Origin of the sequence: Niallia sp., from assembly GCF_031978665.1 — a bacterium.
Classification (GTDB): domain Bacteria; phylum Bacillota; class Bacilli; order Bacillales; family Cytobacillaceae; genus Niallia.
Genome location: NZ_DALZDK010000037.1, coordinates 12,022 through 22,393, shown reverse-complemented (window position 1 = coordinate 22,393; position 10,372 = coordinate 12,022). Strand labels below are relative to the sequence as shown.

Genomic DNA, 10,372 nt, shown 5'->3' with positions numbered 1-10,372 from the left:
AGGGCTGGGAAAAGTTCTGTTCCGTCCGAATAGATGTGAAAGTCAGTATATCGAAAAGGATGACTTTTTCGATCTGTTTGTTTTCGGTGGGCTCTCTTTCCTAATTGAAAATCTATATAGAGAAGGAAAATAAGTATGGCAATAATGCTTAGGATAATCAAGAATGTCTTCATTGATAATTCCCTCCTTAAAAGGATAGTATTGCCGATATCCTATTCCTTTCATACCTTGGCTTATTAATGTTGATTTTAAGAATGATCAATAGGTGGTTAGAAAATGGTGAATAAATAAACGGGAAACTTGCACATCTCTCTATATAATCGTTATTCTAGAAGAAAGAATAATCTATTACTTATGTGGGGATGGATTAACAGTGCGGAAAATATTGGTTTGGATAGGAATCCTTTTCTATTTAATTTTGTTTGCTATCCTTTATAGGCATCAATTAGGTTCCATCGGATTTTTTCTTTTATCGCTTCTTTTTTTAAAACTAGCAAAGAATAAACAATCAGGTCAAAAAATAGGCGATAAAGCGAAGGAAAACTACTATTTCAAAGAAAAGTTAAATAAACCTTAACTAGAACTAGCATATTCACCTAAAATTTGTTTATAATGGAGAATATGTATTTTTACTATTTTAGCTAGGGTGCTTTTCCTTAAGGTTTGTTTGTAAAGTGAATTTCCTTTTTATGAAAACTATCTTAGCATTCTAAGTTGATTGTAGCGGATACACTTGACTCTGCGGAAGTGGAGGAAAGCAAGTTACTGGAGCGGAAATCAACGGGCTTTATAATGAACAATATCTATAAAAAAATAATAAACTCCCGAAACGTGAAACTTCCACCTGAATTTTGGTCCGAGCTTTCAGGAAGGGGATAAGAGTAGATAAGAAAGGAAGTGCGAAAGAATGAGTGTTGATAAATACACAAAAGAAGAGTTAAAAGAAATGTCACTAATTGATGTAGCGCATGAAATTATGAATGGCGGCAAAACACCGTATGCATTTAACGAACTAATGAATGAAGTAGCGAAATTAGTGGAGTTAAGTGAAGAAGAGGTTAATGAAAAAATAGCACAATTTTATACAGATGTGAATATTGATGGTCGCTTTTTATCATTAGGAGACAATCGTTGGGGACTTCGCTTATGGTACCCTGTAGATAAATCAGAAGAAGATGTTGTAACAGTAACAAAACCGAAGAAGAAAAAAGCGAAAAAAGCAGTCGATGAAGATTTCGATGATTTTGATAGCTTAGACGAAGATGAGGACGATTTTGATGATTTCGATGCTGATCTAGATGATGAAGAGCTTCTAGATGAGGATGATGATTTGGATGAAGACGAAGACGATGATTTATTAGATGATGATTTATCGGAAAATGAAGATTTCGATGAAGAAATCGACGAAGATTATGATGATTTAGATGAAGATGAGGACGAATTAGAAGAAGACGACGAATTTGATGATGAAGAGGACGAGGATAAATAATTCTCCCTAGTCTTGACATTTACAGTCGTTGCTAGTAAAATCTTTTTTGGGCTCCTTAAAAAGAGGAACGAACTTAAATTCGCTAAATATAGCGCTCCCTTACTTGTAGAAAGTAAGTGGAGCGCTTTTTATTTTTTAGTAAAGAAGCAAACCGCAATCGTTTCATACCCCTCTAAAAAAATTAGCTAATTCGTCTTAAATAAAGAGGAATTGGAGCAAACTTAAATCAAGGGGGATATTATAATGACAAAATATATTTTTGTAACAGGTGGAGTAGTTTCTTCACTAGGAAAAGGGATTACAGCTGCATCTCTTGGACGCTTACTGAAAAACCGCGGTGTAAGTGTAACGATTCAAAAATTTGACCCGTATATCAATGTGGATCCTGGTACAATGAGTCCTTATCAGCATGGGGAAGTATTTGTAACAGATGACGGTGCGGAAACAGATTTAGACTTAGGGCACTATGAGCGTTTTATTGATATCAATTTAACGAAATATAACAATGTTACAACAGGAAAAATCTATTCTACCGTGTTAAGAAAAGAACGTAGAGGAGATTATCTTGGCGGTACAGTTCAAGTAATTCCACATATCACAAATGAAATTAAAGAGCGTGTATATAGAGCTGGTCGTGAAACGAATGCAGATGTAGTTATTACAGAAATTGGTGGTACAGTTGGAGATATCGAATCTTTACCATTTTTAGAAGCAATTCGCCAAATTAAAAGTGATATTGGCCGCGATAATGTTATGTATATTCACTGTACTTTGGTGCCATACATCAAAGCTGCAGGAGAAATGAAAACAAAACCAACACAACACAGCGTAAAAGAGCTACGTAGTTTGGGGATTCAGCCAAATGTTATTGTAGTAAGAACAGAAAAACCTATTTCAGAGGATATGAAAGACAAAATCGCATTATTCTGTGATATAGACAATAAATCGGTTATAGAGTGTCGTGATGCGGATACCCTTTACACGATACCTCTAGCATTACAAGAGCAAAACCTTGATCAAATTGTATGTGAGCATTTAAAACTTAAATGCAAAGAAGCAGATATGACAGAATGGATTGAATTAGTAGATCGCGTGCGCAATCTTTCTAAAACAACAAAGATTGCCCTTGTTGGTAAATATGTAGAGCTCCAAGATGCCTATATTTCTGTAGTGGAAGCATTAAAGCATGCAGGTTATGCATTCGATGCAGATATTGATATCGATTGGATTAACGCTGAGCAAGTAACGAAAGATAATGTCCAAGAATTGCTACAGGATGCAGATGGAATTCTTGTGCCTGGTGGATTTGGAGATCGTGGGATTGAAGGGAAGATTTTAGCAACACAATATGCACGTGAACAAAAAGTTCCTTTCTTTGGAATTTGTTTAGGAATGCAGGTTGCGTCTATTGAATTTGCTCGTAATGTTTTAGGATGGGATGATGCACATTCTTCTGAAATTAACGAAGAGACCACCCATCCAGTTATCGACCTTTTACCTGAACAAAAGGATGTAGAGGATTTAGGTGGAACACTTCGCTTAGGATTATATCCATGTAAGCTAAAAGAAGAAACAAGAGCATATGAAGCATATCAAGACGAAGTTATTTACGAGAGACATCGTCATCGTTATGAATTTAATAATCAATATCGTCAAGAGATGGAAAATGCAGGATTTATTTTCTCAGGAACTAGCCCTGATGGCCGTTTAGTAGAAATCGTAGAACTAAAGGATCATCCTTGGTTTGTTGCTTCTCAATTCCATCCAGAATTTATTTCAAGACCAACTCGTCCACAACCACTATTCCGTGAGTTTGTTGGTGCGTCTATTCGCTTAGCTGAAAAATAATAAAATAAGACTGTTTTCTAAAAAGATTGCTGTTTTTTCAATAGAAACAAACTTTACGAAAACAGCCTAAAATAAAAAGAGGTTATTCTAGTTAGAGAATAACCTCTTTTTGTGAATTTTTATAACATCAAATGTCATTTGTCTTCCTATTATATATCATATTCCTTCAAAATCTCATCGGTTGTAAATTTAATGCCATGATAAACAAAAAGGGCAGCGATTAAGGAAGGATAGCCATATCGATTTCCTTCATCATTAGGCAATAAGCCTTTAGAAAGTTTTAAATCGATCGAAACATCTGCAAAATCCACTAATGATTCCATTTCAGTATTAGTAATAGAGCAGATAGAAATATAAGGAACTTGAGCATCATATAACGTCTTCGCAAAGGTGTTTATCTCTTCCTCTTCATTTGTACGGGAGAAAAGAATGAAACGATCGTTAGAGGTAATTGAATCAAGGGAAGAGTTTGTCCATTCCTCTGCATTTAGCATCGGCTCCATTCCTTTCATAGCCTCTGCTATTACGCCAGCCATTTCATTTGTCGCATAGAAATAAACTTTTCCGTCGCTTACGATGGCTTGTGCTAATAATCTTGAGCTGTCTTCGATTGCTTCCTCTTCTTTTTCATGCAATCTTTTAAATAGTCCACCTAATTGAGTGGAAAACATTTTAAGCACTTGGAAAAACCTCCATTTTTATCAAAATTAACAGTAAATCACTTCATATAGTAGTTAATTATAATTAAATATATAGAAAAGGTAAAATTTAAGGGAATTAGCAGGAAAAGTTGACCAAATAGTAGAAAGATAACTATGATAAAAACGAGAGAATACATAAAATAACTAGACTTGAAGGGAAGGTACAATTATGAAAGGGAAAATACTCATTGTTGATGATCAATTCGGTATAAGAATCCTTTTGAATGAAGTTTTTCAAAAGGAAGGATATAAAACATTTCAAGCTGCAAACGGAAATCAGGCGTTAGAAATAGTGACAAGAGAATTTCCAGACTTAGTGTTGCTTGATATGAAAATTCCAGGGATGGATGGAATAGAAATATTAAAGCGAATGAAAAAGCTCAATCAGGATATTCGTGTCATTATTATGACGGCATATGGAGAACTAGATATGATTCAAGAAGCGAAAGATCTCGGTGCACTAACTCATTTTGCCAAACCTTTTGATATTGATGATCTTAGAGATGCTGTTAAAAAATACATTAATGATTAATCGCTCGGAAAATACATATATTTAAGGGATTGCCCTTAGAGAAAAAGACCACTAATCGGGAATGGTAGAGATTGGTGGTTTTCTTTTGGATTCATTAAATTTATGTTTAAAGCGCATACATTCGACAAAAGATAAAACTAATTGTGACAAAATAGAAAAAAAAGCTTGAACGATAGCATTTCTTGTTTTATTTTGGTATGATTACAATTGAGTTTAAAAGGAATGATTCGTTTTCGTTTACTTGAGGTATTATATACATATTCAACTTTCCTTTGGGAAATTTAATAAAGATTCTCTTGTAAAAAAGAACGATCATTAAATAAGGAGGAAGAAATATGCCTTTAGTTTCAATGAAAGACATGTTAAACAAAGCAAAAGCAGAAGGCTATGCTGTTGGTCAATTTAACTTAAATAATCTTGAGTTTACTCAAGCAATTCTTCAAGCGGCAGAAGAAGAAAAATCTCCAGTAATTCTTGGGGTTTCTGAAGGTGCAGCTCGTTACATGGGTGGCTTCAAAACAGTTGTGAAAATGGTTGAAGGTTTAATCGAAGACTATAAAATCACTGTTCCTGTTGCTATTCATTTAGATCATGGTTCAAGCTTCGAAAAATGTAAAGATGCAATTGATGCTGGTTTCACATCTGTGATGATTGATGCTTCTCATCATTCATTTGAAGAGAACGTTGAAATTACTTCTAAAGTAGTAGAATATGCACATGCTAAAGGTGTTTCTGTTGAAGCAGAACTTGGTACTGTTGGTGGACAAGAAGACGATGTTGTAGCTGAAGGTGTAATTTATGCTGATGCTAACGAATGTGTGGAGCTTGTTAAACGTACTGGTATTGATACATTAGCTCCTGCTTTAGGATCTGTTCACGGTCCTTACAAAGGTGAGCCAAACTTAGGTTTCAAAGAAATGGAAGAAATCGGTAACTTAACTGGTTTACCATTAGTATTACACGGCGGTACTGGTATCCCAACAAAAGATATCACAAAAGCAATTTCTTTAGGAACTGCTAAAATCAACGTTAACACTGAAAACCAAATTGCTTCTGCAAAAGCAGTACGTGAAACATTAGCTGCTAAACCAGAAGAGTACGATCCACGTAAATATTTAGGACCAGCTCGTGATGCGATTAAAGCAACAGTAATCGGCAAAATCAAAGAATTCGGTTCTTCAAATAAAGCATAATTTCAAAAAAATGAAAGAGGATATCTTTAAGGGGACAACCCTTGAAAGATATCCTCTTTTTTATGTCAAAATTTTTCTAGACCTTGCAAAGGAATATACTTCAAATATAAAATGTTGGATTTAGATTTTCTAAAGCAGCAGAGAATTTGCCCTGTAAAGTCGTGCGGTACCCTCAGAAAAAAATCTGCAATTTATGTAAAATGCATTTTTGAACAATCTCTTACTGATTGAAGTTTTACTTTATAGGTAATAATAAAAATGTTTGTACTTTATCAACGAATAAGAACGTAAAGTTCATCCATATATACTTTTCCATTAAGTCTTAATATTTGGTATAATAAGTAACAGTAATTCAAACAAGATTCTACATCCAAGCCTCATCTTGATTAACTTATAGCAGAACTTGTACTTTTGCATTGGCTTAGAAGGGAGCTAGAAATGGAAAAACTTATGATTGCAGGTGGATCCCCATTAAAAGGAACGGTTAGGGTTAGTGGCGCAAAAAATAGTGCTGTTGCACTTATTCCAGCAACCATATTAGCTGAATCTCCAGTAACAATTGAGGGATTGCCTGACATTTCAGATGTTCAAATATTGAAAGAAATTATGGAAGAGCTAGGTGGAACGGTATCTATATCGGAGTCTGATATAACAATAGATCCCTCTTCGATGATTTCTATGCCTATGCCGAATGGGAAGGTAAAAAAATTGCGTGCTTCCTACTATTTAATGGGAGCGATGTTAGGACGATTCAAAAAGGCAGTTATAGGATTACCTGGCGGATGTCATCTTGGACCAAGACCAATAGACCAGCATATTAAAGGGTTTGAAGCACTTGGTGCACAGGTAACAAATGAACAGGGAGCAATTTATCTTCGGGCAGATGAGTTAAGAGGAGCAAGAATTTATTTAGATGTAGTAAGTGTCGGTGCAACAATCAATATAATGCTTGCAGCAGTGCGAGCAAAAGGGAAAACCATCATTGAAAATGCAGCGAAGGAACCGGAAATCATTGATGTAGCAACACTTCTAACCAATATGGGTGCAAAGATAAAAGGCGCTGGGACCGATGTGATTCGTATTGAAGGAGTGGATCATTTACATGGTTGTCGTCACACCATTATTCCTGATCGCATTGAAGCAGGTACATATATTATTATTGGAGCTGCAGTAGGAGATGGAGTCCTTGTTGATAACGTAATCCCGCAACATTTAGAGTCTCTCATTGCGAAGTTGAGAGAAATGGGGGTTTCGATTGAATCAAGTGATGAACAAGTATTTGTGAGCTCGAACAATTCGCTGAAACCAGTAGATATTAAAACACTGGTATACCCCGGTTTTCCAACAGACCTTCAGCAACCATTCACGTCTCTCTTAACAAAGACAAATGGTACAAGTATGGTCACAGACACAATTTATGGCGCTAGATTTAAACATATAGATGAACTACGTCGTATGAATGCCACGATAAAAGTGGAGGGGCGTTCTGCGATTATAAATGGGCCTGTTCATTTACAAGGTGCAAAAGTAAAAGCCAGTGATTTACGAGCTGGAGCTTCATTGGTAATTGCAGGGCTTATGGCAGATGGAGTAACGGAAATAACGGGTCTAGAGCATATAGACAGAGGGTATAGTCATATCGTAGACAAGCTTACTGGTTTAGGCGCAACAATATGGCGTGAAAAAATGACCGAAGAAGAATATGAACAAATAAATAATGGATAATGCAAGATGACGGCGTTTAAAGGGGCATTTATTTTAAAGCATGTCTAAGCTTTTTTTAACTTAAGTGTATAAATGATGAGCGGGGGATGATATTCCCCCAGTCATAAGTAAAATTAATGTGCAAGCAGAAGAGAATTTACGTTAGAATAGGTATAATTAATCATTACATTCCGATACTTATAAAAAGTGATTTTTTCACCAAAAAAGGATGTTAGGACCACCCTTACCATTTGCGTTGATGAAAGAATCAATGTCCTCCAAAAAGGGAATATTCATTAAGCTTCCTCACGTACCTTCCTTTTCGAGCCATCCTAAAAAAGAAGGATCAAAAAGAGACTTCATCCATATTCCGCTTCCGCTAATTGTGAAACAAGGAGACAGTAAAAAAATTCTTGTTGCACATTTTTCGTAGATGGAGGTAAAATAGAGAGTGCTTTTGATAGATTTTAGAAAGAAGCATTAGAAACATGAAGGATAAAATAAAAACTCCTCTTAAGATAAATTTTTATTCGTAAAATGGTCCCTTCTTTTCTGTTGGAAAAATGTGAATTCTCATAAACAGAGCCATAAAAACGAAAAGATACGATTTATCGATAGCTGGAGAAGAAGTAGGAATCTTCTTTTCCATCCTTCACTTAATTATTTCTCGCATCAAAATTTCTCTTCACAAAAGTTTTCGCCTCAAACAGAAGATTAACCTTCCCACATTTCTAAATAAATGGTAGGGATAACTGAAAATATAAAAGAGTGGTGTAAAAATGGGATTAAATATATCTAGTTTAGAAAATATGAAATTAAAAGAGTTGTATGAATTAGCTCGAGAATATAAAGTTGCCTATTACAGCAAGCTGACAAAAAAAGAACTGATTTTTTCCATCTTAAAAGCAAGAGCAGAGCAAGAGGGTTATTTTTTCATGGAAGGTGTTCTTGAAATTATTCAGTCAGAAGGATTTGGTTTCTTAAGACCGATTAATTACTCTCCAAGCTCACAGGATATTTATATATCTGCGTCTCAAATTAGAAGGTTTGATTTGAGAAATGGGGATAAGGTTTCAGGGAAAGTTCGTCCACCAAAAGAAAACGAAAGATATTTTGGTTTACTTCAAGTAGAAGCGGTGAATGGAGACGATCCGGAGACAGCAAAAGAAAGAGTTCATTTTCCAGCGCTAACTCCTCTATATCCAAATCGACAAATACATTTAGAAACAACACAGCGAAATGTATCTACTAGAATAATGGATGTGCTAGCACCTGTTGGTTTTGGCCAACGTGGTCTTATTGTGGCTCCTCCTAAAGCTGGTAAAACAATGCTGATTAAGGAAATAGCAAATAGTATTACGAATAATCATCCGGAAGCAGAATTAATTGTTTTACTAATTGATGAAAGACCGGAAGAAGTTACCGATATTGAAAGATCGGTAAGTGGGGATGTAGTAAGCTCTACCTTTGATGAAGTTCCGGAGAATCATATTAAAGTTGCTGAATTAGTATTAGAGAGAGCAATGCGTCTTGTGGAGCATAAGCGCGATGTTATTATTTTGATGGATAGCATTACAAGATTAGCCCGTGCTTATAACTTGGTTATTCCTCCAAGTGGAAGAACATTATCAGGAGGGATTGATCCTGGAGCGTTCCACCGTCCAAAACGATTCTTTGGGGCAGCCCGTAATATAGAGGAAGGCGGTTCCTTAACGATATTAGCTACAGCATTAGTCGATACAGGTTCACGTATGGATGATGTTATTTATGAAGAGTTTAAAGGTACTGGTAATATGGAACTTCATTTAGACAGAGCATTGGCTGAAAGAAGAATATTCCCTGCGATTGACATTAGACGTTCTGGAACGCGTAAAGAAGAATTATTAATTCCGAAAGAACATTTAGACAAGCTATGGGCTATTCGTAAATCAATGTCTGATTCACCAGACTTTGCTGAAAAGTTCTTGAGAAAATTAAGACAAACGAAAAGCAATGAAGAATTCTTTGCTATCCTAGGAGACCAAATGAAAGCTGGAACTGCTAAACGCTCATAAGAGAGAAACGATCCTAATAGTGGAAAAGCTTGAAGTAGTTTTCATTATTTGGTAATTAATGCATTGTTAATAGTGTTGCAAAACAAGAGTGTCCTTGTTATAATATACTCAATGTGTTTTTCAAATTACAGTGCCTATCGCATTGTTTTATAACTCTGTTTCGAAAGTTGCAGGGCGGAAGGAGATGAAAAGAAATGAAAGCAGGAATTCATCCAACTTATAACGAAATTACGGTGAAATGTGCTTGTGGTAACGAGTTCACAACTGGTTCTGTTAAAAAAGAAATCAAAGTTGAAACTTGTTCTGAGTGCCATCCGTTCTATACTGGACGTCAAAAATTTGCTGAAGCTGGCGGACGTGTTGATCGCTTCAACAAAAAATACGGTCTTAAGTAATATGGAATATCAAGAACAGGCAAGAAGTTACTTTCTCCTTGCCTGTTTTTTATTTTGACTTATAGTAGGATATTTAAGAATGAAAGTAAACTTTATCGCTTTTATTCTTAAGTATCTTAAGGTATAGTTACTTCATTTTCTTAATTGAGATGCTGCTAAAAACGACGATTGAGTCGAATCTATTATTTCAATCAGCTTTAATAGCTGTTAAAGTATGTAAGAGAGAATATTGGTAGGGAAATCATTTTAACACCCTGACTATTTGAATAGAATAAATAGAATAGAGTAAGGAAAGAGATAAAGTTGTTTTATACTAGGAAGGAGCGGTTTCATGTATGTAATGAAACATCATGGATGGGTTGAAGTTATTTGCGGAAGTATGTTTTCAGGGAAATCAGAAGAACTCATCCGTCGTGTAAGAAGGGCGAAATTTGCTAAGCAGAAGTTTATAGTGTT

The 10,372-nt window shown here is 35.4% G+C and carries 9 protein-coding genes and 1 pseudogene; 9 read left to right on the top strand and 1 reads right to left on the bottom strand.

Annotation, left to right across the window (positions count from 1 at the left end; translation table 11 throughout):
* Positions 1-373: 373 nt before the first annotated feature.
* The 3 genes from RTL21_RS18460 to RTL21_RS18450 all read left to right on the top strand — a co-directional run bounded on the left by RTL21_RS18460 (position 374) and on the right by RTL21_RS18450 (position 3,337).
* Complete coding sequence (locus tag RTL21_RS18460) at positions 374-577, top strand: hypothetical protein (RefSeq protein ID WP_312097964.1); 204 nt, start codon at positions 374-376, stop codon at positions 575-577.
* Positions 578-907: 330 nt separating this feature from the next.
* Positions 908-1,489 carry a DNA-directed RNA polymerase subunit delta gene (gene rpoE / locus RTL21_RS18455; RefSeq protein ID WP_312097963.1) on the top strand — a complete coding sequence of 194 codons (582 nt, stop codon included), beginning with the start codon at positions 908-910 and terminating at the stop codon, positions 1,487-1,489.
* A 243-nt stretch (positions 1,490-1,732) separates the two neighbouring features.
* Complete coding sequence (locus RTL21_RS18450) at positions 1,733-3,337, top strand: CTP synthase (protein ID WP_312097962.1); 1,605 nt, start codon at positions 1,733-1,735, stop codon at positions 3,335-3,337.
* A gap of 149 nt (positions 3,338-3,486) precedes the next feature.
* On the opposite strand, the gene RTL21_RS18445 is transcribed toward RTL21_RS18450, so the two are convergent.
* Positions 3,487-4,017 carry a DUF2529 domain-containing protein gene (locus RTL21_RS18445; RefSeq protein ID WP_312097960.1) on the bottom strand — a complete coding sequence of 177 codons (531 nt, stop codon included), beginning with the start codon at positions 4,015-4,017 and terminating at the stop codon, positions 3,487-3,489.
* 187 nt (positions 4,018-4,204) lie between these two features.
* On the opposite strand from RTL21_RS18445, the gene RTL21_RS18440 reads away from it, so the two are divergent.
* The 6 genes and pseudogenes from RTL21_RS18440 to RTL21_RS18415 form a co-directional block, all read left to right on the top strand.
* Positions 4,205-4,570 (top strand): response regulator, encoded by a 366-nt coding sequence (locus RTL21_RS18440; RefSeq protein ID WP_312098031.1) that lies wholly within the window; start codon positions 4,205-4,207, stop codon positions 4,568-4,570.
* 335 nt (positions 4,571-4,905) lie between these two features.
* Entirely contained in the window at positions 4,906-5,763 is an 858-nt protein-coding gene (locus tag RTL21_RS18435) for a class II fructose-bisphosphate aldolase (protein ID WP_312097959.1), read from the top strand.
* 438 nt (positions 5,764-6,201) lie between these two features.
* The gene (locus tag RTL21_RS18430; RefSeq protein ID WP_312097958.1) at positions 6,202-7,488 is read left to right on the top strand and encodes a UDP-N-acetylglucosamine 1-carboxyvinyltransferase; all 1,287 of its coding nucleotides are present in this window, start codon (positions 6,202-6,204) and stop codon (positions 7,486-7,488) included.
* A 758-nt stretch (positions 7,489-8,246) separates the two neighbouring features.
* A complete protein-coding gene (gene rho, locus RTL21_RS18425; RefSeq protein WP_312097957.1) occupies positions 8,247-9,521 on the top strand; it encodes a transcription termination factor Rho in 1,275 nt (424 codons plus the stop codon).
* 194 nt (positions 9,522-9,715) lie between these two features.
* On the top strand, positions 9,716-9,916 hold the full coding sequence (rpmE, locus tag RTL21_RS18420; protein ID WP_031538948.1) for a 50S ribosomal protein L31: 201 nt from the start codon (positions 9,716-9,718) through the stop codon (positions 9,914-9,916).
* Between the two features lie 331 nt (positions 9,917-10,247).
* Positions 10,248-10,372: pseudogene (locus tag RTL21_RS18415) on the top strand (thymidine kinase); the annotation flags it as partial.